Below are 26,330 nucleotides of genomic sequence, written 5' to 3'. Positions count from 1 at the left end.
AATCTGTCCCATTTCCGTTGTTAACCTGTTTCTCAAGGCAGGATGTGACAAAGGAATGTGCCGTGTCTCCGAAGCACAGCTATCATGGTGGTCTTCAATTCAACGGTGAGACCGAAGGCTCGATCGAACGCTTCAGCTCGATCGTCGCGGCGACGTTGGAAGACTATGGCCATTTGGTCGAGCGCAAGAACGAGTTAAGCGCGACAGAGGCCAGCATAGTGTCCAGCCAGTATCTGGTTCGACTGACTTTGGATACGCAGGTTGCAGAAACCGTGGATCGCTTCGAACGCCTTGATCGCGCGGTGGGGCTAAAAACAGCCCACAGACCCATCGTGACCCTACCGCAAAATCGATTGACTATCACCATCACGCCTGTGTCTGCGCTGCTTGATGACAGCGAGATATCTGAACTTATGCTGGTGGTTATTCTATATCGAATGGTCGATATCTGCGTGACGCAGCGCGTGGAATGGCTATCGTCGAACACGGTTCTGACAATCGAACAATTCATGAGCGCCTTTGATACTTTGGCGCCATCCAAGCCACGAAACAGGAAACAGATTTTTGAGGCAGTATCAGGCCCGTTCGCGGGGCTGAATATAATTGATGAAGACTACCCGGAAGAGCCACAAAAAAAGGCGCTGAAACCAGCAGCCCGGCCGATCCAGCTGTCGGATGAGCAATTGCTCAACATCGCATTTCGGACAGAACCATTCGAGCAGCCCACTGATGGGGATGAAGACACGCCCCCCCTCGACCACGACAGGCCCAGCGATATCCTGCGACTAACCACATGGGGATTGACCGGTGCCGTGGCCAGCGTGTCGGTTCCCATCGCGGCTTCCCTCGCCGCAGTTAACCTGATCAAGGGTGAAGACTTTCGCCTCAACACTCAAGTTCTTGCCTACTCCGTCGCAATCTCCGCTCTCAGCACAAGCGGAGCAATCGCCGGTGTCGCCAACGCGTTGGGCATTTAGCACTAAACCAGAAGACCCTCCTTGGAGGCCCCGCCATCAGGCGGGGTTTTCCATTTTGTGCAGGCGTTTAGCCTCAACCACATAAGTATGGATCGAAAAGACCACGGCTCGTGTGCGTGGAAGGCGCAACAATGTTTGCCGCTCGCTGCGCATGTAAGGCGCGGCCCCAGGGGCTTTGGCATCACGTGGTTCACTGGCACTGCGGGGTTGAAACAGTTCAGGGTCTTCATACCAAAGCGCGTTGAACCGCCACAGGGGCCGCCCCGGCTGAATCCCGTCGAACAAGCGCTGCACTCTGCGGGCAATGCTTTCATCATAGCTGGCCACCGGCCCGTGAATGTCGATCAGGGGGCGCATGAACTTTTCCGACAAGCGCCAACTGGCGGGAAAGCACAAGATTGCGCCCGTGAGAACGTGCTCGCCCCCTTCCTTTTGAAGGATACAGAAATCCTCTTGTACCAATTGGCACAGCGTCTCCATGGGCTGGGATCGGTTGACCTCAACAATCTGCCCGTCTGGGCGTGTAACGTGATCCGAACACTCTGGATAGGCGTGTTGCAGGACTAAATCCAAAAGCTCTTGCGCGGCTGGTTCGGCACTTGGGTCCAGTGCCAGAACATCCTTCTTTCGATCCGCCAACAGAGCCGCGCGTCTTAGCATTTGGCCGGCAAATGCCTCATCACAATGCAACCAATTTTCCATGCTGCCCGGCTGAATGCCCGGCAAAGGCCGTGGCGACAGCGGATCATAGGGAATTGATGTCTGAAGGATCGTCATATGTCGGACCTACCACCTGCTCGCCCGGTTGTCGGTCAAAAAGCGACCGGCACGCGGTCGCAAACTTTAAAGACGCTTGGGAAATGATTCTCCACGCTGCAAAATCAGGCAGGGAGGCGCCAATGAACCAGCATTACCGCGACAGCCGCAAGATCGACCCGACCAAGGGCGCGACTCTTGGCGACGGCACCCCCAACGAGAATGACCGGATCGAGATAGGTCCGACGCAACTGGCCTTTGCCGAATGGGAAGCGGCTGGACTAGCCTTGCCCGATCTGACCCGGATGCGAGAATATCGTTGGAAGCGCCTGACCAAGGCAATAGTTGATCGCGGGTATGGTGGGCTGCTGATGTTTGACCCACTGAACATTCGCTATGCTACCGACAGCACCAATATGCAGTTGTGGAACACCCATAACCCCTTCCGTGCCGTGCTGCTTTGCGCTGATGGTTACATGGTGATCTGGGACTACAAAAACTCGCCTTTTCTTTCGAAGTTCAACCCTCTGGTGCGCGAACAACGCTCAGGCGCCGACCTGTTCTATTTCGACCGCGGCGACAAAGTGGATGTACAGGCCGATGTGTTCTCGAACGAAGTTCGCGCGCTGATCGACGCCCATGGCGGCGGCAACAAACGTTTGGCCGTCGACAAGATCATGCTGCATGGCCTGCGCGCTTTGGAAGCGCAGGGGTTTGAAATCATGGAAGGCGAAGAGGTCACCGAAAAGACCCGCGCCATCAAGGGCCCTGATGAGATTCTGGCCATGCGTTGCGCCAATCACGCCTGTGAAACTGCCGTGGCCGAGATGGAGAAATTCGCCCGCGCCAATGTAGGTGACGGCAAGACATCCGAGGACGACATCTGGGCCGTTCTGCATGCCGAAAACATTCGACGCGGGGGGGAATGGATTGAAACCCGCCTGCTGGCTTCCGGCCAGCGCACCAATCCCTGGTTTCAGGAATGTGGGCCACGCATCACGCAAAAAAACGAGATCATCGCCTTCGACACCGACCTGATCGGGTCCTACGGCATTTGTATAGACATCTCACGCACTTGGTGGATTGGGGACAAGCAGCCCCGCCCCGACATGGTCTACGCCATGCAGCACGCGCATGAACATATCATGACCAATATGGAGATGCTGAAACCCGGTGTGATGATCCCCGAATTGACGGCCAGTGCCCACAAGCTGGACGACAAGTTCCAGGCGCAGAAATACGGCTGCCTGATGCACGGCGTTGGTCTGTGTGATGAATGGCCTCTGGTCGCTTATCCTGACAAGGCTGTGGCGGGCTCGTACGACTATCCGCTTGAGCCCGGCATGGTCTTATGTGTCGAAGCCGCGGTGGGCGAAGTTGGGGGCGACTTCTCGATCAAACTGGAAGATCAGGTTCTGATCACCGAGGACGGGTACGAAAACCTGACCACCTACCCGTTCGACCCTCAACTGATGGGGCATTAGTCCGGCCAGGGCGAACGCCGCACATTACCGTGCCAGTCTTCAGGCGACAGCGCGGTCTCGGCAGTGGTCGAGGTCGCCGCTGGCCAGCTCTGCCCCAGTGTAAACCCAAGAATACCGGTCAGGGCGACGACGACCAGAAGATCGGGGCGAAAAACGATGCCACGCGGGGCGGATGCGATATGTGCCATGTGTGCCTCCTTGGCTGGCTTTGTGTGATAGCCGCAAGATAGGCACGCGTATAAGATTATTAAAACGAATATTTGATTAACCAATCATCACAAAACGTGAAGTCACTTAATCCGTGTAGCCTGCCTCGAAAAGGCTTCATTTTACTCACCTTCCCGTGACGCTTCTTACAATGGGGTTGAGCCCCCCGACCGAAGCACACAGTATTAGTCCCATCCCGATACGTAAGGAAGTGTCATGCCCACCGAACGCATTACTTTTGCCGGTCACGACGGCAACCAATTGGCTGCGCGCCTTGATCTACCGGATGGGCCGGTGCTGGCAACAGCCTTGTTTGCCCACTGTTTCACCTGTTCCAAGGATATTCCAGCCGCCCGCCGTATCGCTGCGCGCCTGGCGGCGATGGGCATTGCGGTTTTGCGCTTTGACTTCACAGGGCTGGGGCATTCAGGCGGTGAATTTGCCAATACCACCTTCACCTCGAATGTCGAGGACTTGATAGCTGCCTCGCATTATCTGGCCGGACGCAACATGGCCCCTGCCCTGCTGATAGGTCACTCTCTTGGTGGTGCGGCCGTTCTGCGTGCCCGAGCGGGAATCCCAAGCGTCAAGGCTGTCGTCACATTGGGCGCACCAGCGGATCCTGGGCATGTGTCTCATCATTTCGAAGACGCCTTACCTCAAATCCAACAGGACGGTTCAGCCGAGGTTATGCTAGGTGGTCGCCCCTTCCGCATTGGCAAGGCATTCGTGGATGACATTTCGGAAACAGCGCTGACCACTTCCATTTCTGATCTAAAGGCCGCGTTATTGATCCTGCACGCACCCCGCGATGAAACAGTCAGCATCGACAATGCCAGCTCTATTTTCCTTGCTGCCAAACACCCCAAAAGCTTTGTCACACTGGACGATGCCGACCACTTGATTACTCGCGCTTCTGATGCCGAATATGCAGCGGACGTTATTGCCGCGTGGGTAAAAAGGTACGTCACGCTTTGCCCTCCCGCGCCGCCACCGGGCGCGCCCGAAGGTGTGGTACGCGTGACCGAGGTTGATCCTTCAGGCTTTTTGCAGGATATCCAGTCCGGTCCGAAGCATCACACCGTGGCGGACGAGCCCGAGTCTTACGGCGGCACTGACCAAGGTATGTCGCCTTACGGGTTCGTTTCATCGGGTTTGGGCGCCTGTACGTCGATGACAATCCGCATGTACGCACGACGCAAACGGTGGCCCCTGAAGGGCATCACGGTTGATGTCTGCCACAACAAGGTGCACGGGCAAGATGCCGGTCTGGCGGGGGACGGCAAGATCGACCAATTCCGGCGCAAAATCCGCTTGGAAGGACCATTGTCTCAGGAACAGCGGGCGCGCCTGCTTGAGATCGCAGATAAATGCCCCGTTCATAGAACGTTGGAGGGGTCAGCCCATATTAGCACCGAATTGTTGGCCTGACCCTCTGAGGCTATCTGCGCGCTCGTGGAGCCGGACGATGGATCGGAGGCCTTGCCGCGGGTGGCCGTGCGACTGGCGGACGTGCAGGCGGCTTGGCGATCGGCGGCGTCGGTCGCGGCGGTGGTTTGGCGATCGGCGGAGTTGGCCGCGGCGGAGGTTTTCCCTCGGGTGGTTTCGGCTTCGGTGGTCGGTTGACGCTTCCACCCCATCGATAATAGTCGTTCCACAGCATCGAGTCATAGAAAGGGTCGTAACCGTACCCATAGCGAACCCCGACCGAAGTGCCATCGCAGGCAGACAATGTGAAACCTGCCGCGCCAAGACTTAGCGCAAGGACAACACGTTTGATGCGTTTACTGATCATCTCCGCCACTCCTTACTGCAAGGCCCGGAACGACGCGAAAACGGCGTTCAGTTCGTCGACGTAGGCCGGATCGGCACCGTTGCGCAGGATAGCCACGACAACAGCTACGCGACCGTTTGGCAGGTCGACAACGGTGGCGGTAAAGTTGATGCCACGCCCGTCGCGGTTACCGGTGCCCCGGATAACCCGCGCGGGCAATCCGCCAATACGGGTGTTCGAAGTGCTTGAAACCACAGGATCTTCGACGAGAAACTTGTCTATATCTTCAAGGTAACGCAGCCCACCTTCGATCGAGGCGACCCCCGCAGGTGACACAAACCCCATCCAGACATTGTCATCGGTCACAGGCCGTATAGCCATAACACGCGCAACCGCGCGAAGATCACCCAGTTCAGTATCTTCAATCTCGCGCGGGCCGCCTGTGCGCACGACCCAGAAGTCGGGCACTGCAAAGCTGAATAACCCGCGCCCTGAATCTGAATAAGTGATCGGAGTATCCGCCGACGCTGGAGTTACGACCCCGAGCCACAAGGCCGCGCATACGGCCAGTGCCGAACCAATTGGAATACGCATATCTCAATAACCTAATGATTTCACTACGACAGATTGGACTCTGCCGACCTGTTTTGTCCAGCACCTTAATCTGCAAGCTTCCCATCGGTTGTGGCGCCATTTTCATCGACAAACCGGATAACGTCACCGTTTTGGTGCACGTCATAGCAAGCCCACAGATCGGACGGCGGCCAGAGCGAACAATACCTATCATCTCTTACCGCCCAGCGGCCTGTACTGTGTCCGCCCGCTGAATAATGGGTCAACATTGCCTTATCGAAGGTCTGCCAGACGCCATTTCCGTAATCCAATTTCTGACCAGACAATGCCGACAGAATCTCGTCTCCTGTTAGCGTGCGAAACTCTTGCGCCGTCAGAAAACACGGCCAAAGGGTGAAAATCAGGGCAAACCGTCTCATACCATCACTCACGCCTTGTTCCCTTGTGCCGCTGGGTTTAAACCCCGCGCCAACGTCCTATCCCAATCACAAAAAGGTCTCGCCGCCAATGATTCCACGTTATTCCCGCCCCGATATGGTTGCCATCTGGTCGCCCGAGACCAAGTTCCGCATCTGGTACGAGATCGAGGCTCATGCCTGTGACGCAATGGCCGATCTGGGTGTGATCCCGCGAGAGAATGCCGAGGCCGTGTGGAAGGCCAAGGACGTGGAATTCGACGTAGCCCGCATTGACGAGATCGAAGCCGTCACCAAGCATGACGTCATCGCCTTCCTGACCCACTTGGCCGAACATGTCGGCAGCGAAGAGGCCCGCTTTGTGCATCAGGGCATGACCAGCTCGGACGTACTGGACACTTGCCTCAACGTGCAACTGACCCGTGCCGCCGACTTGTTGATCACCGACCTCGAAGGTCTGCTGGCCGCCCTGAAGCGTCGAGCGATTGAACACAAAAATACCGTCCGCATCGGCCGCAGCCACGGCATCCACGCCGAACCCACCACAATGGGCCTGACCTTTGCCCGTTTCTACGCCGAAATGGACCGTAACCTGTCCCGCATGCGAGACGCCCGTGCCGAGATCGCCACCGGTGCGATCAGCGGCGCGGTTGGCACCTTTGCCAATATCGACCCGCGCGTCGAGGAACATGTCTGCGACCAGCTGGGCCTGGTGCCCGAGCCGATCAGCACGCAGGTCATCCCCCGCGACCGTCACGCCGCGTTCTTTGCGACACTGGGCGTCATCGCCAGCAGCATCGAAAACATCGCCATCGAAATCCGCCACATGCAGCGGACCGAGGTGCTGGAAGGGGCCGAGTTTTTCTCGATGGGTCAAAAGGGCTCGTCGGCCATGCCGCACAAGAAAAACCCGGTCCTGACCGAAAACCTGACCGGTCTGGCCCGCATGGTACGCGCGGCTGTGATCCCGGCGATGGAAAACGTGGCGTTGTGGCACGAGCGTGATATTTCGCACTCTTCGGTCGAACGCATGATCGGCCCGGATGCCACCATTACGCTGGATTTCGCACTGGCCCGCCTGACCGGCGTGGTCGACAAAATGTTGATCTTCCCCGAGAACATGCTTGAGAACATGAACAAATTCCCGGGCCTCGTGATGAGCCAGCGGGTTCTGCTGGCGCTGACCCAAGCAGGTGTCAGCCGCGAAGATGCCTATGCCATGGTTCAGCGCAACGCGTTGAAAGTCTGGGAACACCGCACCGATTTCAAAGAGGAATTGCTGGCCGACGCCGATGTCACCGCTGCGCTGAGCCCTGAAGAGATCGAAGAGAAATTCGACCTCGGCTACCACACCAAGCACGTCGATACGATCTTCTCCCGTGTGTTCGGCGACTAAATCCGAACAGATCAAACAGTACCAAGGCCCGGTTCGCGTGACGCGTTCCGGGCCTTGTTGTTTTGCCAGACGGACCGAAATCAGCTATAGTAGCGACGTATTTCCAACAGGAGAAACACCATGATCCGGACCGTCCTTTGCGCGTTGGCTCTTTGCTGTTCAGCATCCGTGGCGTTGGCATGCAGCGCCCATTCAAAGCAAACCCAGTCTTGCGCGTCAGGAACATATTGGGACTCTGAGACCCAAACTTGCGCAAAAATCGTCAATAGCTGAGAAAAGTTCTCCTACTTGTGAATAAAAGCGAGACTGCGGTTGTTAGTTTTTTGTCAAATCGCGCTATGCTTGACCTGAGCAGCCCAAAGAACGGAGTAGGAAAATGCGTCTCGTTTTAGTTTCAGCTATTGCCCTTCATGCCTTTGTAATTGCACCGGCCGCGTTTGCTGCAGGCGGCGGTGACGGCTCTGCACCAATGCCGACGAACACGACAAAGAAATGCCTCTTTGGTCGTGTCTTCGACGAAGAAGCAGGTCGTTGCGTTAAACCCAACAAGACAAATTTTACCCAGGATGAGTTGTACGATGCCGTGCGTGAACTGGCCTATGATGGTCAACTCGAAAACGCACAGAACATTCTTCGGATCATGGATCAGAACGATGATCGTGTACTGACCTATTGGGGCTTTACCTACAGGAAAATGGGCGATCTTGAGTTGGCAAACGCCTTCTACAACGATGCCATTTCCACCAACCCCGACAACATCTTGGCCCGCAGCTATATGGGGCAAGGCTTTGTCACCGAAGGCAAAACCGATCTTGCCATCGAACAGTGGCGCGAAATCAAGGCGCGTGGCGGCGAAGGCACCTGGGCCGAGGCATCTCTGCGTGAGGCGATCCGTACCGGGCTGACCTATAACTACTGAGGTTCAGCCTTTCTTTACCCGACTCTCTCTAATCTGTCTGTGGAACGCAATTTTGGCACCGCGGGCAGATGCAGGACATAAATACATTGGTACAAGTGGCATCGGGTGCGACTCCGGCCGTCGATCAGAAAGACGAAGCGCCGCGCGTGGTCCCGCGTGCGCTAAGCAACCGCCAGAAAGCCGCAGTCGTTGTTCGCCTTTTGTTGAACGAGGGTGCGGATATTCCGCTGGAAGACCTCCCCGACGAGTTACAGGAAAAGTTGACGCACCAACTGGGGCAGATGGGTTTAGTGGACCGGGTGACGCTGGAGGCCGTGGCGCAGGAATTCTCTGAGGCGCTGGACAGTGTCGGCCTGTCTTTCCCACATGGGCTGGCCGGTGCGTTGGATGTTGTCGATGGCAAAATTGCCCCGGGCACGGCAGCGCGATTGCGAAAGGTCGCCGGGGTACGCCAGATCGGTGATCCCTGGCAGCGTCTGCGCGAAATCCCAGCCGAAGATCTGGCCGCGATGGCACAGGCTGAGAGTACTGAGATTGCCGCCGTGATACTGTCAAAGCTGGAAACGTCGAAAGCGGCGCAACTGCTTGGGCACCTACCTGGCCCGATTGCACGCCGGATTACCTATGCCGTTTCCAAAACAGGCAATGTTACCCCCGAGGCGGTCGAGCGCATCGGCTGGTCGCTGGCGGCGCAACTGGACCAGCGACCGTCACAAGCCTTTTCTGACGGCCCCGGGGCACGGGTCGGTGCGATATTGAACCAATCGGCGGCCTCGACACGTGATGGGTTACTGACCGCTCTGGATGAAGAGGATTCAGATTTCGCCAGCGTCGTACGCCGCTCGATCTTTACTTTTGCCCACGTGCCGGCCCGCCTTCAACCCCGCGATGTACCAGCAATTCTACGGGGTGTGGATCAGGCTGATCTGGTCACCGCACTGGCTGGAGCTGCAACAGAAGACGATCAAGCTACAGTTGAATTTTTGCTCGCCAATATGTCTTCAAGAATGGCCGGCAACCTACGCGAAGAAATAGCCGAGCGCGGCAAGGTCAAACAAGCTGAAGCAGAAGCGGCAATGACACAAATTGTAGGTGCCATTCGAACCCTGAAGGACGAGGGTGCGATCACTCTGATCGCAGAAGAAACTGAGGACTAAATGCTATTGGCGTGACCGATGCATAGGAGCGCTTGTGGTCAGAGGACGCGCCTTGTATGTCTGATCCGGCAATATGCAACAGCCGGTGAGACCAGATTATGCCCGTCGAAAAGTCGGAACTCAGCCGAGGGGCGCTTCGGAAATACTATGTCACCGGGCTGTTTCTAAAGGGCTTGATAGGCGCAATGCGCCTGCTGCCCTATGAGCGGCGCATCGCAACGATGGGTGCCATTGTACGTGGGGTTGCTCCTTTAGTCGGCTTTACGAAGCGCGTGCAGCGAAATCTAAAACTGACCTGCCCTGATCTGCCAAACTCCGAGGTCAAGCGCATCTGCCGGGCTGTTCCTGACAACGCGGGCCGCGCGATTATGGAGCATTTCTCGCCCGAGGACTTCACCAAACGCCAAGCTAAAGCCAAGGTTTCCGGCTCCGGCATAGCTGCGTTTGACGCCGCCGTAGCCGAGGGGCGCCCGATTATGATGATAACAGCGCATTTCGGGCACTATCTTGCCGCCCGCATAGCGCTGCAAAATCGTAGCGGCCAGCCCATTGGCTGCCTCTACCGACGCATGGCAAACCCGTATTTCAACGACATGTATGTCGAGGCATTTTATAAGACCGGTGCACCCATGTTTGAACAAGGGCGACGTGGTATGGTTGAGATGGTACGCTCTCTCAAGAAGGGTGGCATTATCGCGATCGTCTCGGACCTGCATGCCCATGGCGGCGAAGAACTTACCTTTTTCGGCAAACCCGCCGTGACGTCAGTTTTGAACGCGGAACTGGCGATAAAATATAAGGCCGTGCTCATCCCATGCTACGCCATTCGCCAGCCCAACGGGATTGACTTTGAAATCGTGCTGCACGATCCGGTCCCACATACCGACCCCACAACCATGACCCAGGTCACCAACGATGACCTTGAAGCCATCGTCCGGCAGCATATGGGACAATGGTTCTGGATTCACCGGCGTTGGAAAGCTTGGAGGCGCTTGGGCGTGCGGCCCGAGGACATGCCCTGATTACTTGACCTTGGTGGCTGCTACGATCGGGCCGTGTCCGACCCTTTGCACCAGCACCACAGCTGGCAGGTCCGAAGTCAACACCGCTGAAAATTTCTGCGGCACAACCCCGTCCCACTGCCCGACAAGTTGCCAGGACTCCACAACATTGGCGTAGTCAAGTTCATGCCCCGCAAGCTCACCCCGACGAATTGAAGCGTGACGCATGGGTGAGTATTGCACCAGTCGAACATCATAGACTTCATCTTCGTCCAACTCGATCGGGGTTACGTTCACTGTAACGTCTTGACCAGATCTTGCTGCCTTAACCTCGGCCTCAGGTGCAGCGCTAAGATGCGCATTGATCAACTGATCCAACTCACGCGATTGCGCCCCCACCACGTCATGCTGCCCGTTCACCACCATCTGCGGTGTGTAAATCATTGACCTCTCACCCTGCCGTGCATAGGCACGCTGACGCCGGGTATGACCGGGAATGGCGTACTCATCCTCCCACCCGATGTAATCCCAATAATCAACGTGCAGCGCCAGCCCGATCACGTCGTCGCGCTGGGCCAGTTCATGCAGCAACCTGTCAGCGGGCGGGCAGGATGAACAGCCTTGCGAGGTGAACAGCTCAACCACGACCGGGTCATTTTCTGCCACGACCGATGAGGCGAGAAGCAAGGAAATAAACGCAGTCGCAGGAGCAATTCTGAACATTAGGAATCTCGGAATTTTGAAGGTGTTCAAAAGGTTTAAACGGATCGACGTTCAACCTCCAATCAAGGTTTCTTGAGATTTTTGTGCAACCGCCCTTGTCACATATACCAGCGCATACAATTTTGACATCAAGGCAACTAAGCCTTGAACGCACAGCGATCATGCTAAAGAAATCAAACAGCAAACCCCAAAATCCAAGATATTTGAGAGGGAGGCCAACATATGCCCATCAAAGTCGGTCAGGATACCGCCAACACACGCCGCACCCTGAGCGTTAATGGCAAATCTTTTTCCTATTACTCGATCCCAGCTGCGCAAGAGGCTGGTCTGGGCGATTTTTCAAAGCTTCCGGCTGCCCTGAAAGTGGTACTGGAGAATATGTTGCGGTTCGAGGATGACGGGTTCTCTGTCTCGGTCGATGACATCAAAGCCTTTGGCGAATGGGCGGCAAATGGCGGCAAGAACCCTCGAGAAATCGCTTATCGCCCAGCCCGCGTGCTAATGCAGGATTTTACCGGAGTTCCCGCTGTAGTCGATTTGGCAGCGATGCGCGACGGCATCAAATCGCTGGGTGGGGACGCACAAAAGATTAACCCGCTGAACCCGGTTGATCTGGTCATCGACCACTCGGTCATGATTGACGAATTCGGCAACCCGCGCGCGTTCCAGATGAATGTGGACCGGGAATACGAGCGAAACATGGAACGCTACCAGTTCCTGAAGTGGGGCCAGTCGGCCTTCAACAACTTCCGTGTTGTACCCCCCGGAACCGGCATCTGTCACCAGGTGAACCTGGAATACCTGGCCCAGACCGTCTGGACCGACACCGACCAGAACGGGGATGAGGTCGCCTACCCCGACACGCTGGTCGGCACCGACAGCCACACCACTATGGTCAACGGCATGGCTGTTCTAGGATGGGGCGTTGGGGGGATCGAGGCCGAAGCCGCGATGCTGGGTCAGCCGATCTCGATGCTGATCCCCGAAGTTGTGGGATTTGAGCTGACCGGCTCGATGGTCGAAGGCACCACTGGTACTGACCTTGTTCTGAAGGTCGTGGAAATGCTGCGCGAAAAGGGCGTGGTCGGGAAATTCGTCGAGTTCTACGGCGAAGGACTGGACCGCCTGCCGCTGGCCGACCGTGCCACCATCGCCAATATGGCACCGGAATATGGTGCGACCTGCGGCTTCTTCCCGATCGACGGCGAAACCCTGCGCTACATGCGCAATACCGGGCGGGATGAGGATCGCTTGGCGCTGGTCGAAGCATATGCAAAGCAGAACGGATTCTGGCGCGATGAGAACTACGCGCCGATTTACACCGACACCCTCTCGCTGGACATGGGCACCATCGTGCCAGCGATCTCGGGGCCGAAACGTCCGCAGGACTATGTTGCGCTGACCGACGCCAAGATGGCCTTTACACGCGAAATGGCGCAAACCTTCAAACGCCCGATGGGTAAACAGGTCGAAGTCAAAGGCGAAAACTACGGCATGGAATCAGGCAAGGTCGTGATCGCCTCGATCACTTCTTGCACCAACACCTCGAACCCGTATGTGATGATCGGTGCCGGTCTGGTGGCGAAAAAGGCGCATGAACTGGGCCTGAACCGCCAACCCTGGGTCAAAACCTCGCTGGCGCCCGGATCGCAGGTCGTGTCGGAATACCTTGAGGCCGCAGGTCTGCAACAGCATCTGGACGCCATCGGCTTCAACCTTGTGGGCTATGGCTGCACCACCTGCATCGGCAACTCGGGTCCGATCCAGAAGGAAATCAGCGAAGCCATTGCCGAGGGCGATCTGGTCGCCACCTCGGTCTTGTCGGGCAACCGCAACTTCGAGGGGCGCATCTCGCCCGACGTGCGCGCCAACTATCTGGCGTCACCGCCGCTGGTGGTCGTCTACGCGCTGGCGGGCACCATGGATATCGACCTGACTTCGGAACCGATTGGGCAGGACAAGGATGGCAACGACGTCTTCATGAAGGACATCTGGCCAACCCAAAGCGAAATTGCGGAACTGGTCGAGCAGACGGTGACCCGCGATGCGTTCCAGTCGAAATATGCCGATGTCTTCAAAGGCGATGAGAAATGGCGCGATGTCGAGGTTCCGCAACAGGAAACCTATGACTGGCCGCCCACATCGACCTATATCCAGAACCCACCCTATTTTCAGGGCATGGGGCCTGAGCCGGGCACGATCTCGAACATCGAAGGGGCAAAGGTTCTGGCCATTCTGGGCGATATGGTCACCACCGACCACATCTCGCCCGCTGGGTCCTTCGCGACAACCTCGCCTGCGGGCAAATATCTGATGGATCGTCAGGTGCAACCGCGCGAGTTCAACTCGTACGGCTCGCGCCGAGGCAACCATGAGGTCATGATGCGCGGCACCTTCGCCAATATTCGCATCAAGAACGAGATGCTGGATGGCGTCGAAGGCGGCTATACCAAGGGGCCGGACGGTCAGCAGACCTCAATCTATGACGCGTCGATGGCCTATCAGGCCGAAGGCACGCCGCTGGTGGTGTTTGGCGGTGAGCAATACGGTGCAGGCTCGTCCCGCGACTGGGCGGCCAAAGGCACCGCACTGCTGGGCGTCAAGGCCGTGATCGCTGAAAGCTTTGAGCGTATCCACCGTTCCAACCTTGTTGGCATGGGCGTGATCCCCTTCGAATTCACCGACGGCGACAGCCGCAAGACGCTGGCGCTGACGGGTGATGAGACGGTTTCGATCCACGGACTGCATTCGGTTGAACCGTTGCAGGAAGTGCCTTGCACGATCGTCTATGGCGACGGCACCGAGAAGACCATTACCCTCAAGTGCCGCATCGATACCGCACCCGAGATCGAATACATCGAGAACGGCGGCGTGCTGCAATATGTGCTGCGCAATTTGGCCAAAGCGAGCTGAATTTGCGCAAAAAAGAAGGGCGTCCAATCGGGCGCCCTTTGTTTATTCGATGGCTACGTTGTCGCAGACCAGCCCAATGGGTTTTGTTGGCCCAAAAGACAAACTCCAAACCAATATCTAGTCGCTCTTTGCCTCTTCAAGCGCCGGGCGGATCGTGCTTTCAATGATGCGTTGGGTGACAGGCCCAGCAAAACGCAGGATGATCTTTCCATCGCCGTCTACAACATAAGTTTCTGGCACACCATAGACGCCCCAATCCAACGCCATACGGCCCTTTTCATCCCGTCCGATGCCCTCATAGGGGTCACCCAATTCGTTCAGGAAAGCTTCGGCATTGTCCAACTTATCTTTGTAATTAATGCCGTATACAGGAATGCCTTCCTTGGACAGCGCCTCAAGGTTCGGGTGCTCGACGCGACAAGGCGCACACCAACTGGCCCAATAGTTGACCAGTTTGACCTCTCCGTCGCGCAATGTCTCATCAGTGAAGGCTTTCTTCCCCGGAAACTCGGTCAGAACCACTGGCGGCGACGGCTGACCTTGACGTGCCGATGGCAGCGCATCGGGATCGTCGCGGAACATGCCGATACCAGCCATAACAGCAAAAGCGCCGAATATTAGTGGAGGCGCAAGCATCAGGGGCGATATCTTAGCCATTGCGCGTCATCCGTTGTTCAACCTTTTCCATTTCGGCGCGCACTTTGCGCCCGCGCGCAATACTGAACACAATCAGCAGAACCAGCAGCCCGATCGAGGCCGCATAGGACCACAGAACCGTATCGGCGTATTTTCCTAGATCAGGGATCATCCGGTTACCCTTTCCCGCGCCAACAGCGACTTGATCCGCCGTGCCCGGATTTCAGTACCGGTGCGATACAGGACCAGCGCAATGAATAGTAGCACGAAGCCGATGATACACAGCAGCAGCGGATAGAAATAGATATTGCTAACCTTCTCTTCCGTATCCGCACCCGTCACGGCAGCGGCACGCATTACAGATGCACCCTGATGCAAACCCTGGTTCCAGAAATTCACCGCATAGCGGCTAAGGATCGCAAAAACCGATCCGACCAGACACAGAACTGAGGTCAGATCGGCGGCTGTATCAGAATCTTCGATTGCTTCCCACAGGGCGACATAGCCCAAGTAGAACAGAAACAAGATCAGGAACGAGGTCAGGCGTGGATCCCAGGCCCACCAAGTACCCCACATCGGCTGCCCCCAGATTGCGCCCGTCGCCAGCGCAATCAGCGTCATGACAATGCCGATCGGAGCGGCAGCACGGGCAGCCAGCGCACTGACGTGGTGACGGCGCACCAGCCAGACCAGTGAGGTCGCCAGCATCATCAGCCAGCAATTGATCGCCATCAGCGCAGCAGGCACATGAAGGTAGATGATCTTGACGGTCGAACCCTGCTTGTAATCGTCCGGCGTGAAGAAGAACCCCCAGACCAGTCCGACCACGATGCACGCAAGCGAGGTTATCCAGAAAAACGGCATCACCCGTTCACTGGTGGCAAGGAACTTGCGCGGATTGGCGTATTCCCAGAGGGCGTTGGCTTTAGCTGCGATAGACATGGGCCTTATCTAGTCCGAGTCGGGTGCGTTCTCAATTGACATTGGTCAAAGTTTGAACGCGTCACCGAAGGTTGATGCGCAGAACGGCCGCGCTGGCAAAGGGCAAAAGGGCAATCGTGGCTGCCGTGATCCCAGCCAGCATCAACAGAGGCGTCTGTGTCTCCATCCCCGTAGCCCCACGGCGGGCTACTTCTGCCCCGAATATCAATGTTGGCACGTATAGCGGAAGGACCAGCAGCGACAGCAACAGCCCCCCACGCTTAAGCCCTACGGTCAGCGCCGCACCGAAGGTGCCGATCACACTCATGGCCGGAGTGCCTATCAGCAGAGAAATCACCAGCCAGAAGAACCCCGGCACCGGCAAGTTCAGCAGCACCCCCAGAAACGGCGCAGCCAGAACCAAAGGCAAGCCTGTGGTCAGCCAATGGGCCAGCGCTTTGATTGAAACCACCGCCTCTAAGGGCAGCGGCGCGGTGGCCAACAAATCCAGTGAACCGTCCTCCCAATCCAGCGCCAGCAGGCGGTCCAGCGACAGAAGGCAGGCCAGCAGCGCGCCCAGCCAAAGAACACCTGGTGCGATGGTCGACAGCAACGAAGATTGTGGCCCCACCGAAAACGGCACCAGAACGGTCACGATCAGGAAGAACGCCAGACCGAGGCCAAAGCCCCCGCCTGCACGGAAAGCCAGTTTCAGGTCACGCAGCAACAGGGCGATCACAGGAAGCCTCCGTCGAAATCGTCGATAGGTTTGGGTTTCGCCTTGTTGGGACCGACGTCCAGAACCTCGCCATCCAGGCCCAGGTCGATATGGGTGGCGATCAGGGCCGAGCCGCCCTGCCCCAGATGCGCACGTACGGCATCAGCGAACATCTGCACCGCGTTTCGGTCCAATGATACGGTGGGTTCGTCCAGCATCCAGATTGGCCTCCCGGTCACCAGCATCCGCGCCAATCCCAGCCGTCGCTTCTGCCCAGCCGAAAGGTTGCCTGCGTGGCGATCCGACAGCTCATTCAGCGCAAAGGCGTCAAGCGCGGGTTGGATGCCATTCGTGCCGAAAACCGAGGCCCAGAAGGTCAGGTTCTCAACCACAGTCAGCGTCGGCTTTAGCCCGTCGGAATGTGAGGCATACGCGATCTGATCCTCGGCCCCGTCAATCTGTCCGGTCAGCGGGGGCTGCAACCCTGCCAGCGTGCGCAGCAGCGTCGTTTTGCCGATGCCGTTCGGCCCGCGCAGGATCAACGCCTTGCCCGGATGCAGCGCAAAACTCAGCCCCTCAAGGACGGGAACGCCACCACGGGCGATGGCCAGATCGGTCACAGTCAGTGTCATGGGTTCCGCTTATCTGATTGCTGTCAGGGGCAAAAGGCGAGATTTGACGCAGGTCCTCAGACCGGCATTAAGGCCAGTGCTATACGCCGCCCTTCGGACAGCAGCACGTTATAGGTGCGACAAGCAGCCGGAGAGTTCATGATCTCGACACCCAGCCCAGCGTTTTCCAAAGTCGTGCGCAGGTTTGAAGGGATGTGCGCAAGCTCCGCTCCGGTACCGATGAACACCACGTCCACGTTTTCCGACAGCTCAAGCAGCGGTGCGTCATCCTCGTATCCACCCCATGCTGCGGTTCCCGTAGGGCCGGTCAGAACGGCCCCTTCGTGAACCTGTCCACCAATCCGGAAAAAGCCGGGGCCGTATCCATCAACCGGGGCTGCATTATTGTAGGTGATCTCATTCAGGCGCATGGCGTCTTCTAGCCCCAAAGCGGCAGGCCCGACAAGGCCGCAGCCGCAATCGCCAGATAGGCGGCAGCACGATAGAGTTTTTCCCGCTCGGGCCGGAACAGCCAACCACCCAGCCAATTGCCCGCCAGGTTGGGCACGGATAGCACCAGCCCCAGTGCGGCGGCAGACCAGGTAATCCGTTCCATCCCCATCAGATATCCGAGTATCAGGAAATCAAAGCCAAACAGAAACAGTAGAATCGTGGCGCGGATTACTTCGACCGGAACCGGGCGGGACATATAGAAAAGGATGACTGCCGGACCGGGCAGGCCTGATACCCCCCCTAGAAAACCAGCCGCTGCGCCGATGCCTGCAACCATCGCTCGGCCTACATGGCCGTGGTAACGCAACCCAAGGATCAACACAGCCAGCATGAAAAGCGCTAGAAAACTGACTGCATAGCGAAAGACCTCTGGCTGGACCTGCGTCAGCGTCCACAAGCCAACTGGCAATGCCAGCGCACACCCTGCCAATAACCGCAGCAAATCCTTGCGATGCACCGCGCTCCACGCCCTGCGCAGGTTCGGCAACGGGCCAAAGATATCCATGATGGTCAAGCCGATGATGGCCCCGAAAGGGCCTAGAAACGGTGTAGCGATAGGGAGAAAAATCAGCGCGGTGCCAAAGCCGGAAAACCCGCGCACCACACCGCCGAGAAACGCGGCGAAAAGGATAATGGCCAGCCCCGTGGGGGACTGGCCGAAATACTCAGGCATCGATGTTGGCAAACTGGTTACCAGCGGTGTTCGACGGCTTGGACCAGTCCCGCTTGACCCCCAGCCACAGCAGGATGGTCGAGGCCACGAAGACCGAGGAATAGGTCCCCACGATCACACCCCAGATCATCGCGAATACAAAGCCACGGATTACGTCGCCGCCCAGCACATAGAGCGAGATCAGTGCCAGCAACGTGGTCACCGAGGTCATCACCGTCCGGCTGAGCGTTTCGTTGATCGAGATGTTCAGAACCTCTTTCAGGTCTTTCTTCTTGTACTTCCGCAGGTTCTCACGCACGCGGTCGAACACGACCACGGTGTCGTTCAGCGAGTATCCGACGATGGTCAACAACGCTGCAATGATGGCCAGATCGAAACGGATTTGCAGCTCCGAAAAGATACCGATGGTCAGGATCACGTCGTGCACGAGCGCAGCAACGGCGCCCAAGGCAAACTGCCACTCAAAACGCAGCCAGATGTAAACCAACACCGCTCCGATCGCGAGGACCACCGCAATCACGGCGGTCTGGATCAATTCCCCTGAAACCTTGGGGCCAACGGATTCTACCGAGACGAATTCGATATCCGGGGCGGCTACCTTCAGCGCCTGTTCAACGGCCGACACCGTCGCGGCCGAGACAGCCTCAGCATCAGCTTGTGCCTGAATCCGGATCATGGCGACGTTCTCATCCGGCCCGAATGTGGGATCGAAAATCTCGGTGATCGTGACATCGCCCAGCTCCAGCGGGGAGATGGCGTCGCGATAAGCGCCCACATCAATCTCTTGCGCGCTTTCGGTTCGGATAGTGGTGCCGCCCCGGAAGTCGATGCCGAAGTTCAGTCCTTGCAACATGAAGGACGTAAACGCCACAACCATCATCAGGCCCGAAATACCCAGCCAGATCTTCCAGCGGCTGAAGAAATCGAACGAGGTGTTCTGGGGTACGAGTTTCAGTCTCATGTCAAACCTCGATCATTTTCGGACGGCGGCGTTCGAACCATATGACGATCATCAGACGTGTCACGAAGATCGCAGTGAAGACTGAGGTCAGAATACCCAGCCCCAGCGTAATTGCGAAGCCGCGCACCGGTCCGCTGCCCATGGCAAACAGGATCGTTGCCGTGATGAAAGTGGTTACATTGGCGTCCAAAATGGCCGACAACGCCTTTTCATAACCCAACTCGATCGCCCGCGCCGGGCCTTTAGCAGATTTCAGTTCCTCGCGGATACGTTCAAAGATCAGAACATTGGCGTCCACCGCCATACCGACTGTCAGAACAATCCCCGCGATCCCCGGCAGAGTCAGCGTTGCCCCGATCAACGATAGCAGCCCAAACAACAGACCGACGTTGATGATCAGCGCAATGTTGGCGAATACCCCGAAAAGGCCATAGCTCAGCGCCATGAATACCAGAACCGCGACAAAGGCCACGATTGTTGCAACCTTACCCGCGTCGATACTGTCCTGCCCCAGCTCAGGCCCGATGGTGCGCTCTTCTAGGAACTCCAGGCCCGCAGGCAGCGCGCCGGCGCGCAACAAGACGGCCAGATTGGTGCTTTCTTCGACGGTGAAGTTACCGGTGATGATACCCGATCCACCCGGGATATGGGATTGGATCACCGGGGCCGAGATCACCTCGTCATCCAGCACGATGGCGAAAGGCGCGCCGATATTCTCCAGTGTATAGTCACCGAATTTCCGCGCGCCGGAGGTATTGAACCGGAAGCTGACCGCCGGACGGCCGTTCTGATCGAACGAAGGCTGCGCATCCACCAGCTCTTCACCAGTAACAACAGGGGCGGATTCCAGCGTATAGAAAACTCCGGTTTCATCTATCGACGGCACAACCTCTTGCCCGATTCCCGGCACGGCATCCGGGTCAGTGCCGCGACCAGCCACCGGATTGAAAGTAAGCTGCGCGGTTGTGCCTATGATTTCTTTCAGTTCTCCAGCGCTGCCGATGCCCGGCACCTGAATCAGGATACGGTCTGCGCCCTGACGCTGAATGGTCGGTTCGCGGGTGCCAACCTCATCAATCCGGCGACGGATGATTTCCAGCGCCTGCCGCACGGTGCGGTCATCCGAGGCCAGTTTTTCCGCTTCGGACAATTGCACGACAATCGTGTCGCCTTCGGCGCGGGCTTCGATGTCCGTGGCACCAACTCCGGTCAGCGTCTGCACCTGACGGGCCAGACCGCGCACAACCTCCAGCGCGCGGGACATCCCCTCAGGCTGACTGATGCGGACGCGAATCTCATCCGGGGCCGACTCTTGTTTGCGGATCGTGCCTACGGTTGAACGCTCATCCCGCAGGGCATCTCGGATTTCCGGCCACATCGCCTCCATCCGGGATTCGTAGACATCTTCGACCTTCACTTCGGCCAGCAGATGCGCACCACCCCGCAGGTCGAGGCCCAGATTGACCAGTGATGACGGCAGCCAGTTCGGCCACTGCCCTGCTTCGGCCTGCATTTCGGGGGTGTCGATGCCAAGTTCGATCGCGGCCTTGGCGTCATTGGATTGCTCGACGCGCGTATAAAACGCATTCGGCAGGGCCATGAACAGGCCGATCACACAGACCGACCAGATCAGAACCCGCTTCCAGGTATCAATTTGCAGCATTACCCTGCCTTTTCAAGGGATTGTCGCGCGAAATTACTTCGCTGGTTCAGTCTTGTTCAGAACCTGCGCAATGGTCGATTTGACCACACGTACCTTGACGTTCTCGGCGATCTCGACCTCGATCTCGTTGTCGCCTTCCTTGACCTTCGACACCTTGCCGATCAGACCACCCTGGGTGACAACCTGATCGCCCCGGCGCACAGCCTCGACCATGGCCTGATGTTGCTTCATCTTCTTCTGCTGCGGACGGATCAGCAGGAAATACATGATCGCGAAGATCAGGATCAGCGGGAGAAACTGGGCGATTGCGCCACCTTCCATGGGATATTCCTTTTGTTTTGACGTTGCGGACAAGCTCCGCAAATTTGGCGAGAACCTATGCTTAGAGTTGCCCCTTTGCAAGCGAAGGCAGCCCTGTGTCCTACCTGAACCCAAACCTAACGCTGCAAGAATAGGAAAAGCGTTGCAGATATGCCCTATGAACAGGGCAAAAACTGGGTATAGTTCGGGTTAAGGGGGACGTATGGTACGGCAATTCAAGCCCTTCGATTTATTGTTTTATTTCCTGATCTCACTGGTGTTGAGCCTGTGGTTTGCCTTCCCGGTATGGGCGCAGGAAACACCCATCGAAAACATAGCACCAGAAGTCGAAGAGTCCGAAGTTTTCATGGCTCCGGTTATCGTGGACGGGGACGTTTTGTTTCAGGTCCGAGGCTCCAGTGCCCTTCCCGCACCCGAACGCGCAGAAGATGTGCAAGAGAAGATCATAGAAATCGCCGAAGCTTCGGACGCACCTTCCGTTGAGATCACTTATGAAGAGAGCGAGTTCGGTGTCTGGATTCTGGCCGATGGTGATCGGATATCTATTGTTACCAACGCCGATGCCGAATTGGATCAGATGGAGCTGAGCGTTCTCAGCGTGTTGCACGGCACCGCGATCAAAGAGGCCATCGAAGCCTATCGCGCCAATCGCACTGAAGAGGCGCGAGTCTCGGGGGCGATCGAGGCCGCTGCCTGGACCATAGGCTTTGTTGTATTTGTCGTAGTGATCCTATGGCTGCACCGGAGAATTCGTCGTCGCACTTTGAAATTCGTCAAACGTCACCTGAAGGACGTAGAGACCGCCACCGCCAAAAGCGTTCAGGCCGAGGCGATTGCTGCACTGGTTCGGTATGGTCTGAATTTCGTTCTGCTGGTTATCTTCTTTTTGGGCTTCTACTACTACCTCTCCTTTGTTCTTCTGGCCTTTGCCGAAACCCGCTATTTTGCGCAGCTTCTGCTTACATATTTGACCGAACCGGTCTTGCTGATTTTCCAAGGCATCCTCAGCTATTTCCCCAATTTGATCATGCTGGGCCTGATCACCTGGGTGACTATGTACATTATCAAAGGCATGCGCGTGTTTTTTGATGCGGTCGAAGCTGGCTCATTCGACATGGGCGATTTCGAGAAACACTGGGTCAGCCCCACCTTCAACATTGCCCGTGTCATCGTGATCCTTATCGCTCTGGTCTTTGCAGTGCCCTACATTCCGGGCTCGGATTCGGCTGCGTTTCAAGGGCTGACAATTCTTGTAGGCGCGATGCTGTCATTGGGCGCAAACTCGGTCGTTTCGAATATGCTGGCCGGCCTGTTTGTGATCTATCGGCGGTCGACTTCGATCGGGGACCGTATTCAGATCGGGGACCACATAGGCGACGTGGTCCAGATCAAACTGATGGAGACCCATCTGAAATCCATCAAGAATGAGCTGATCTCGATCCCCAACGCGCAATTGATGAATTCGGACGTGGTGAATTTCTCAAAGAAAACGGATGGCAGCGGCTTGTTGTTGCACACGACTGTCGGCATCGGCTACGAGGAGCCGCCCGAAAAGATCGAAGCCATGCTGATTGAGGCCGCCAACCGAACCAAGGGGATCAAGGCAAAGCCCCAGCCGTTCGTGCTGTGGACCGCGCTGGCGGACTACGCGATCAACTATCAGGTCAACGGGTATACCACACGGGGCAGTATCATCCCGAAAATCCGTTCGGACTTGCACCGTAACATCGTCGCAGTGTTCAATGAAAATGGCGTACAGATTATGACACCATCCTATATGGCCGACCCGCCCGAGCCGAAGATCCCGGCAGAACAGTGGGATGGCCATCTGGCGCATGAAACACACGCGGACACTGATAAGTCGTAACCGGTGCTACACCCCGCCTTTCAGATGGTGCATAAGCGGTTTCAGTGATTCACGCATTAAGGATCTGAACCATGCACGACATCCGCGCCATTCGCGAAAACCCTGACGCCTTCGACGCCGCTCTGGCGCGCCGTGGGGATGCGCCGGTGTCGTCAGATGTGCTGCGGCTAGACGAAAGCCGTCGGGCCAAGATTCTGGCCGCCGAAACGGCTCAGGCGGAACAGAACAAAGCCAGCAAAGAGGTCGGCGCTGCCAAAGGGCGCGGCGATGAGGCCGAGTTCGAACGTCTGCGCGCCCTGGTCGCCGAGAAAAAGGCCGAGATCGCCCGCATGCAGACCGAGGCCAAGGATCTGGACGCCCTGTTAACCGATCAACTGATCCGCATTGCAAACCTACCTGCTGAGGATGTGCCCGAAGGCGCAGATGAAAACGACAATGTCGAGATCAACCGCTGGGGCACACCGCGCGAACTGGACTTTGCGCCCAAGGAGCATTTTGAGATCGACGCCGTTCAAAACGGTATGGACTTCGAAACGGCTGCCAAACTCTCTGGCTCGCGCTTTGTGCTGCTGTCGGGTGGCGTTGCACGCATCCATCGCGCGTTGGCACAGTTCATGCTGGACACGCATATTAACGAGAACGAGCTGACCGAGGTGAACGGCCCGGTTCTGGTGCTGTCCGAAATGATGCAGGGCACCGGCCAATTGCCGAAATTCGGCGAGGACAGCTATCAGACCCGCGAAGGCTGGTGGCTGATCCCGACGTCCGAGGTTTCGCTGACCAACATCGTCAACGACACATTGATCGAGGAAAGCTACTTGCCCCGCCGTTATACCGCGCATTCCCTGTGTTTCCGGTCCGAAGCGGGCAGCGCAGGTAAAGACACGCGCGGCATGCTGCGGCAGCACCAGTTCGAAAAGGTCGAGATGGTCTCGGTCACGCATCCGGACAAATCGGATGACGAACAAAAGCGCATGCTGCGCTGTGCCGAGGGGATTCTGGAAAAACTGGGTATTCCCTATCGCACCGTGATCCTGTGCACCGGAGACATGGGTTTCGGTGCGCGCCGCACCTATGACATCGAGGCATGGTTGCCCGGTCAGGACACCTATCGCGAGATCAGCTCGGTCTCAACCTGTGGTGACTTTCAGGCGCGCCGGATGAACGCGCGTTTCCGTCCAGAGGGCGGAGGCAAACCGGAATACGTTCACACATTGAACGGGTCCGGTCTGGCGGTCGGGCGTTGCCTGATTGCGGTGCTTGAAAACGGACAGAACGCAGACGGTACAGTGACACTGCCCGAGGTGCTGTCCCCGTATCTGGGCGGCAAGCTGACGCTGCAACTGGACGGCACACTGGCATAAAAAACCGGCACACGCGCATCGCGGTGCCGGTCAAAAAGAACGGAAGGCGGAGGAGAGTTACTTCTTCGCCTTTTTCTTATCCTTCTTCTTGTCTTTCTTCTTTTTATCCTTCTTGGATTTGTCTTTTTTCTTGTCGTCCTTCTTGGACTTTTTGTCTTTCTTGGACTTGGCCTTCACCTTTTCCTTAGCTTTCGAGAACGCGGCCTCCATCTCTTGCAGCTTTTTGGCGGCCTTCTCAGCCTTTGCCTTGGCTTTGGCTTTCTTACGGGCCTTTGCTTCAGCGGCCGCAGCGGCTGCTTTTTCCTCGGCGGCTTTGCGCGCGGCCTCTTCCGCGCGCTTCTCGGCAGCAGCAGCGGCGACAGTTTTACGTGCCTTTGGCCTGCGCGCGACAGTGCGACGCGTGACCGGTTTTCGGGCCGCAGGTTTCGCAGCAGGTTTGCCCGTCGAGGGTTTAACTGCGATCGCCTCTTTCGCTGCGGCGATCAACACCGCGGCGCGAGCAGCGCCAATTCGGGGGATTTTTACCAGGTCAGCGGGGCTTGCTTTGGCGATGGCCTCTGCGGTTTTAAATCCATTGGCAATCAGCGCCCGCTCCAGCGCCTCGCCTACACCCTTAACTTCGGTCACTGCGGTCATTTCGGCTCCTTCCTATTTCTCCCAGTTCTTCTATCGAATATGCACTGGGTTATCACACCTGCAAGCCAGCCAGTCTTTGAAACGCTTCGTGAAATTCAAGCGCCATGGGCCAGCGTGCCGGTCCTGTCATTTTTGGGGAATGGCACAAGGCGCTTGGCGTCCTCGTCCCAAAGTTTCAGATTCAACGCCGCCACGGCCTCGGGGAACTTGATCCGGCGCGGCGTGTATTCGGGCGGCAGGTTATAATGGCATGCCCGCAACCGATACGATGGAATGCGTGAGTTGAAATGGTGGATGTCATGCAGGGTGATGCAAGCCACCGCATTGTCGAACCACCAGCCAAAATCCAAGGCAGATGATCCCTGCAAAGCTGCCAGTTGCGGGTCAAGGTCCGGGCGGCGGTCCCAATAAGTGTCCTCAAAATTATGCTGTAGGTAGACTAGGAACACGCCCAACATGCCCCCCAAAAGCGAAAACACCAGCCAGACCAGAATGCCCGTTTGTCCGGCGATCAGATACAGCACTCCAAGGAAGACAACGATTGACAGATTGTGCAGCAACACGCCCGTCGCTCCGAACCGCACCGTATTCTTGGGCCAGCGGTAGCGGATGAAATAGGTGAACAGCGCACCTACTGGCACCAGGATGAACGGGTTACGGTAAAGACGGTAGTACAAACGTTTTTTCCAATCCGCCCCATTCCACTCGCGCAGCGTCATGGTGTGAATTTCACCGGTTTCGCGATGTTCCAGATTGCCGATACCCGCATGGTGCAGGTTGTGGTTCTGCTTCATTACCTCAAACGGTGCAAACGTGAATGGCGACAGCCCGTGCCCCGCCCATTCATTCTGCTCGCGGGTTTCAAACAAGGAATGGTGACCGCAATCATGCTGCAGCACATAGAGACGCACGGCCGAAAAAGCGAAAACGATCCCGGCGGGTATCATGATGTACCAGCGGTCGACATAAATGATCGCCAGCGTGAGCGACGCGAAATAAACAGCGAAGGTTCCAAAATAGCTCAGCGCGGCCAGCCGATTATCCTGCACTGCGTATTGTCGTGTGTATTCCCGCAAATTCATTTGGCCTGTCCCTGCGTCTGGCTCAGTTAATATCCAAGAGAAACTATTTGCGTTTTACTCATATATAA

At 57.0% G+C, this 26,330-nt stretch carries 27 protein-coding genes; 10 read left to right on the top strand and 17 right to left on the bottom strand.

The genetic code is table 11. The annotated features are described in order from the left end of the window. Positions 1 to 62 precede the first annotated feature (62 nt). Positions 63 to 977, top strand: a complete 915-nt coding sequence (locus ACR0D7_RS05770) for a hypothetical protein (RefSeq protein ID WP_480678130.1) — start codon at positions 63 to 65, stop codon at positions 975 to 977. Between the two features lie 36 nt (positions 978 to 1,013). Here ACR0D7_RS05770 and ACR0D7_RS05765 read toward each other — a convergent pair whose 3' ends face one another. Next, a complete protein-coding gene (locus ACR0D7_RS05765; protein ID WP_480678129.1) occupies positions 1,014 to 1,754 on the bottom strand; it encodes a heme-dependent oxidative N-demethylase family protein in 741 nt (246 codons plus the stop codon). 122 nt (positions 1,755 to 1,876) lie between these two features. Here ACR0D7_RS05765 and dddP point away from each other — a divergent pair, with 122 nt between their 5' ends. Continuing rightward, on the top strand, positions 1,877 to 3,217 hold the full coding sequence (gene dddP, locus ACR0D7_RS05760; protein ID WP_480678128.1) for a dimethylsulfonioproprionate lyase DddP: 1,341 nt from the start codon (positions 1,877 to 1,879) through the stop codon (positions 3,215 to 3,217). Here dddP and ACR0D7_RS05755 read toward each other — a convergent pair. After that, the gene (locus ACR0D7_RS05755; RefSeq protein WP_480678127.1) at positions 3,214 to 3,405 is read right to left on the bottom strand and encodes a hypothetical protein; all 192 of its coding nucleotides are present in this window, start codon (positions 3,403 to 3,405) and stop codon (positions 3,214 to 3,216) included. The two genes, dddP and ACR0D7_RS05755, sit on opposite strands and share 4 nt — an antisense overlap. Before the next feature lie 235 nt (positions 3,406 to 3,640). On the opposite strand from ACR0D7_RS05755, the gene ACR0D7_RS05750 reads away from it, so the two are divergent. After that, positions 3,641 to 4,855 carry a bifunctional alpha/beta hydrolase/OsmC family protein gene (locus tag ACR0D7_RS05750; RefSeq protein WP_170382717.1) on the top strand — a complete coding sequence of 405 codons (1,215 nt, stop codon included), beginning with the start codon at positions 3,641 to 3,643 and terminating at the stop codon, positions 4,853 to 4,855. 376 nt (positions 4,856 to 5,231) lie between these two features. Here ACR0D7_RS05750 and ACR0D7_RS05745 read toward each other — a convergent pair whose 3' ends face one another. After that, on the bottom strand, positions 5,232 to 5,792 hold the full coding sequence (locus ACR0D7_RS05745; RefSeq protein WP_480678126.1) for a hypothetical protein: 561 nt from the start codon (positions 5,790 to 5,792) through the stop codon (positions 5,232 to 5,234). Positions 5,793 to 5,857: 65 nt separating this feature from the next. Further along, positions 5,858 to 6,202, bottom strand: coding sequence for a hypothetical protein (locus tag ACR0D7_RS05740; protein ID WP_480678125.1), 345 nt, complete (start codon positions 6,200 to 6,202; stop codon positions 5,858 to 5,860). Positions 6,203 to 6,278: 76 nt separating this feature from the next. On the opposite strand from ACR0D7_RS05740, the gene purB reads away from it, so the two are divergent. From purB to ACR0D7_RS05720, 4 genes are all read left to right on the top strand, one after another. Beyond that, positions 6,279 to 7,583 carry an adenylosuccinate lyase gene (gene purB, locus ACR0D7_RS05735; protein ID WP_480678124.1) on the top strand — a complete coding sequence of 435 codons (1,305 nt, stop codon included), beginning with the start codon at positions 6,279 to 6,281 and terminating at the stop codon, positions 7,581 to 7,583. A gap of 376 nt (positions 7,584 to 7,959) precedes the next feature. Continuing rightward, a complete protein-coding gene (locus ACR0D7_RS05730; RefSeq protein WP_480678123.1) occupies positions 7,960 to 8,502 on the top strand; it encodes a tetratricopeptide repeat protein in 543 nt (180 codons plus the stop codon). Positions 8,503 to 8,570: 68 nt separating this feature from the next. Next, positions 8,571 to 9,659, top strand: a complete 1,089-nt coding sequence (locus ACR0D7_RS05725) for a flagellar motor switch protein FliG (protein ID WP_480678122.1) — start codon at positions 8,571 to 8,573, stop codon at positions 9,657 to 9,659. A 98-nt stretch (positions 9,660 to 9,757) separates the two neighbouring features. After that, positions 9,758 to 10,681, top strand: a complete 924-nt coding sequence (locus ACR0D7_RS05720; protein ID WP_480678121.1) for a lysophospholipid acyltransferase family protein — start codon at positions 9,758 to 9,760, stop codon at positions 10,679 to 10,681. On the opposite strand, the gene ACR0D7_RS05715 is transcribed toward ACR0D7_RS05720, so the two are convergent. Next, entirely contained in the window at positions 10,682 to 11,383 is a 702-nt protein-coding gene (locus ACR0D7_RS05715) for a DUF1223 domain-containing protein (RefSeq protein ID WP_480678120.1), read from the bottom strand. A gap of 222 nt (positions 11,384 to 11,605) precedes the next feature. Here ACR0D7_RS05715 and acnA point away from each other — a divergent pair, with 222 nt between their 5' ends. Further along, on the top strand, positions 11,606 to 14,296 hold the full coding sequence (gene acnA, locus ACR0D7_RS05710; RefSeq protein WP_480678119.1) for an aconitate hydratase AcnA: 2,691 nt from the start codon (positions 11,606 to 11,608) through the stop codon (positions 14,294 to 14,296). 117 nt (positions 14,297 to 14,413) lie between these two features. Here the strand turns inward: acnA and ACR0D7_RS05705 are convergent, their stop codons facing one another. The 10 genes from ACR0D7_RS05705 to yajC form a co-directional block, all read right to left on the bottom strand. Beyond that, entirely contained in the window at positions 14,414 to 14,953 is a 540-nt protein-coding gene (locus tag ACR0D7_RS05705) for a DsbE family thiol:disulfide interchange protein (protein ID WP_480678118.1), read from the bottom strand. Then, the gene (gene ccmD, locus ACR0D7_RS05700; RefSeq protein WP_170325323.1) at positions 14,946 to 15,104 is read right to left on the bottom strand and encodes a heme exporter protein CcmD; all 159 of its coding nucleotides are present in this window, start codon (positions 15,102 to 15,104) and stop codon (positions 14,946 to 14,948) included. Before ccmD ends, ACR0D7_RS05705 begins: the two co-directional genes overlap by 8 nt. Then, positions 15,101 to 15,874, bottom strand: a complete 774-nt coding sequence (locus ACR0D7_RS05695) for a heme ABC transporter permease (protein ID WP_480678117.1) — start codon at positions 15,872 to 15,874, stop codon at positions 15,101 to 15,103. The genes ccmD and ACR0D7_RS05695 overlap by 4 nt, the downstream gene beginning before the upstream one ends. A 61-nt stretch (positions 15,875 to 15,935) precedes the next feature. Next, positions 15,936 to 16,592 (bottom strand): heme exporter protein CcmB, encoded by a 657-nt coding sequence (gene ccmB / locus ACR0D7_RS05690; protein ID WP_170414442.1) that lies wholly within the window; start codon positions 16,590 to 16,592, stop codon positions 15,936 to 15,938. Continuing rightward, the gene (gene ccmA / locus ACR0D7_RS05685) at positions 16,589 to 17,203 is read right to left on the bottom strand and encodes a heme ABC exporter ATP-binding protein CcmA (RefSeq protein WP_480678116.1); all 615 of its coding nucleotides are present in this window, start codon (positions 17,201 to 17,203) and stop codon (positions 16,589 to 16,591) included. The genes ccmB and ccmA overlap by 4 nt, the downstream gene beginning before the upstream one ends. Before the next feature lie 56 nt (positions 17,204 to 17,259). Beyond that, positions 17,260 to 17,613 carry an Mth938-like domain-containing protein gene (locus tag ACR0D7_RS05680; RefSeq protein WP_170382689.1) on the bottom strand — a complete coding sequence of 118 codons (354 nt, stop codon included), beginning with the start codon at positions 17,611 to 17,613 and terminating at the stop codon, positions 17,260 to 17,262. An 8-nt stretch (positions 17,614 to 17,621) separates the two neighbouring features. Then, positions 17,622 to 18,368 carry a TSUP family transporter gene (locus ACR0D7_RS05675; RefSeq protein ID WP_480678115.1) on the bottom strand — a complete coding sequence of 249 codons (747 nt, stop codon included), beginning with the start codon at positions 18,366 to 18,368 and terminating at the stop codon, positions 17,622 to 17,624. Next, positions 18,361 to 19,329, bottom strand: a complete 969-nt coding sequence (gene secF, locus ACR0D7_RS05670; RefSeq protein ID WP_170382685.1) for a protein translocase subunit SecF — start codon at positions 19,327 to 19,329, stop codon at positions 18,361 to 18,363. The genes ACR0D7_RS05675 and secF overlap by 8 nt, the downstream gene beginning before the upstream one ends. Position 19,330: 1 nt before the next feature. Further along, positions 19,331 to 20,992, bottom strand: coding sequence for a protein translocase subunit SecD (gene secD, locus ACR0D7_RS05665; protein ID WP_480678114.1), 1,662 nt, complete (start codon positions 20,990 to 20,992; stop codon positions 19,331 to 19,333). A 33-nt stretch (positions 20,993 to 21,025) separates the two neighbouring features. Then, on the bottom strand, positions 21,026 to 21,313 hold the full coding sequence (gene yajC / locus ACR0D7_RS05660; protein ID WP_170382681.1) for a preprotein translocase subunit YajC: 288 nt from the start codon (positions 21,311 to 21,313) through the stop codon (positions 21,026 to 21,028). A 202-nt stretch (positions 21,314 to 21,515) separates the two neighbouring features. On the opposite strand from yajC, the gene ACR0D7_RS05655 reads away from it, so the two are divergent. Together ACR0D7_RS05655 and serS are read left to right on the top strand one after the other, a co-directional pair. After that, positions 21,516 to 23,180, top strand: a complete 1,665-nt coding sequence (locus tag ACR0D7_RS05655; protein ID WP_480678113.1) for a mechanosensitive ion channel family protein — start codon at positions 21,516 to 21,518, stop codon at positions 23,178 to 23,180. Positions 23,181 to 23,251: 71 nt separating this feature from the next. Continuing rightward, a complete protein-coding gene (gene serS, locus ACR0D7_RS05650) occupies positions 23,252 to 24,544 on the top strand; it encodes a serine--tRNA ligase (RefSeq protein WP_170382677.1) in 1,293 nt (430 codons plus the stop codon). A gap of 57 nt (positions 24,545 to 24,601) precedes the next feature. Here the strand turns inward: serS and ACR0D7_RS05645 are convergent, their stop codons facing one another. After that, a complete protein-coding gene (locus tag ACR0D7_RS05645) occupies positions 24,602 to 25,180 on the bottom strand; it encodes a helix-hairpin-helix domain-containing protein (RefSeq protein WP_480678112.1) in 579 nt (192 codons plus the stop codon). Between the two features lie 95 nt (positions 25,181 to 25,275). Beyond that, positions 25,276 to 26,262 carry a fatty acid desaturase gene (locus ACR0D7_RS05640; RefSeq protein ID WP_480678111.1) on the bottom strand — a complete coding sequence of 329 codons (987 nt, stop codon included), beginning with the start codon at positions 26,260 to 26,262 and terminating at the stop codon, positions 25,276 to 25,278. Between the last annotated feature and the right edge of the window lie 68 nt (positions 26,263 to 26,330).

This window comes from Ruegeria sp. BB7 (assembly GCF_056539365.1).
This window is presented reverse-complemented; position numbering and strand designations above follow the sequence as displayed.

Bases quoted from the DNA above. Each gene is read 5' to 3' on its own strand.
- dddP (WP_480678128.1), top strand. From the start codon at position 1,877: ATGAACCAGCATTACCGCGACAGCCGCAAGATCGACCCGACCAAGGGC.
- ACR0D7_RS05645 (WP_480678112.1), bottom strand. From the start codon at position 25,180: ATGACCGCAGTGACCGAAGTTAAGGGTGTAGGCGAGGCGCTGGAGCGG.
- ACR0D7_RS05705 (WP_480678118.1), bottom strand. From the start codon at position 14,953: ATGGCTAAGATATCGCCCCTGATGCTTGCGCCTCCACTAATATTCGGC.
- secD (WP_480678114.1), bottom strand. From the start codon at position 20,992: ATGCTGCAAATTGATACCTGGAAGCGGGTTCTGATCTGGTCGGTCTGT.
- secF (WP_170382685.1), bottom strand. From the start codon at position 19,329: ATGAGACTGAAACTCGTACCCCAGAACACCTCGTTCGATTTCTTCAGC.
- ccmA (WP_480678116.1), bottom strand. From the start codon at position 17,203: ATGACACTGACTGTGACCGATCTGGCCATCGCCCGTGGTGGCGTTCCC.
- ACR0D7_RS05755 (WP_480678127.1), bottom strand. From the start codon at position 3,405: ATGGCACATATCGCATCCGCCCCGCGTGGCATCGTTTTTCGCCCCGAT.
- ACR0D7_RS05745 (WP_480678126.1), bottom strand. From the start codon at position 5,792: ATGCGTATTCCAATTGGTTCGGCACTGGCCGTATGCGCGGCCTTGTGG.
- yajC (WP_170382681.1), bottom strand. From the start codon at position 21,313: ATGGAAGGTGGCGCAATCGCCCAGTTTCTCCCGCTGATCCTGATCTTC.
- purB (WP_480678124.1), top strand. From the start codon at position 6,279: ATGATTCCACGTTATTCCCGCCCCGATATGGTTGCCATCTGGTCGCCC.
- ACR0D7_RS05750 (WP_170382717.1), top strand. From the start codon at position 3,641: ATGCCCACCGAACGCATTACTTTTGCCGGTCACGACGGCAACCAATTG.
- serS (WP_170382677.1), top strand. From the start codon at position 23,252: ATGCACGACATCCGCGCCATTCGCGAAAACCCTGACGCCTTCGACGCC.
- ACR0D7_RS05675 (WP_480678115.1), bottom strand. From the start codon at position 18,368: ATGCCTGAGTATTTCGGCCAGTCCCCCACGGGGCTGGCCATTATCCTT.
- ACR0D7_RS05720 (WP_480678121.1), top strand. From the start codon at position 9,758: ATGCCCGTCGAAAAGTCGGAACTCAGCCGAGGGGCGCTTCGGAAATAC.
- ACR0D7_RS05695 (WP_480678117.1), bottom strand. From the start codon at position 15,874: ATGTCTATCGCAGCTAAAGCCAACGCCCTCTGGGAATACGCCAATCCG.
- ccmD (WP_170325323.1), bottom strand. From the start codon at position 15,104: ATGATCCCTGATCTAGGAAAATACGCCGATACGGTTCTGTGGTCCTAT.
- ACR0D7_RS05725 (WP_480678122.1), top strand. From the start codon at position 8,571: ATGCAGGACATAAATACATTGGTACAAGTGGCATCGGGTGCGACTCCG.
- ACR0D7_RS05640 (WP_480678111.1), bottom strand. From the start codon at position 26,262: ATGAATTTGCGGGAATACACACGACAATACGCAGTGCAGGATAATCGG.
- ACR0D7_RS05730 (WP_480678123.1), top strand. From the start codon at position 7,960: ATGCGTCTCGTTTTAGTTTCAGCTATTGCCCTTCATGCCTTTGTAATT.
- ACR0D7_RS05655 (WP_480678113.1), top strand. From the start codon at position 21,516: ATGGTACGGCAATTCAAGCCCTTCGATTTATTGTTTTATTTCCTGATC.
- ACR0D7_RS05680 (WP_170382689.1), bottom strand. From the start codon at position 17,613: ATGCGCCTGAATGAGATCACCTACAATAATGCAGCCCCGGTTGATGGA.
- ACR0D7_RS05715 (WP_480678120.1), bottom strand. From the start codon at position 11,383: ATGTTCAGAATTGCTCCTGCGACTGCGTTTATTTCCTTGCTTCTCGCC.
- acnA (WP_480678119.1), top strand. From the start codon at position 11,606: ATGCCCATCAAAGTCGGTCAGGATACCGCCAACACACGCCGCACCCTG.
- ACR0D7_RS05765 (WP_480678129.1), bottom strand. From the start codon at position 1,754: ATGACGATCCTTCAGACATCAATTCCCTATGATCCGCTGTCGCCACGG.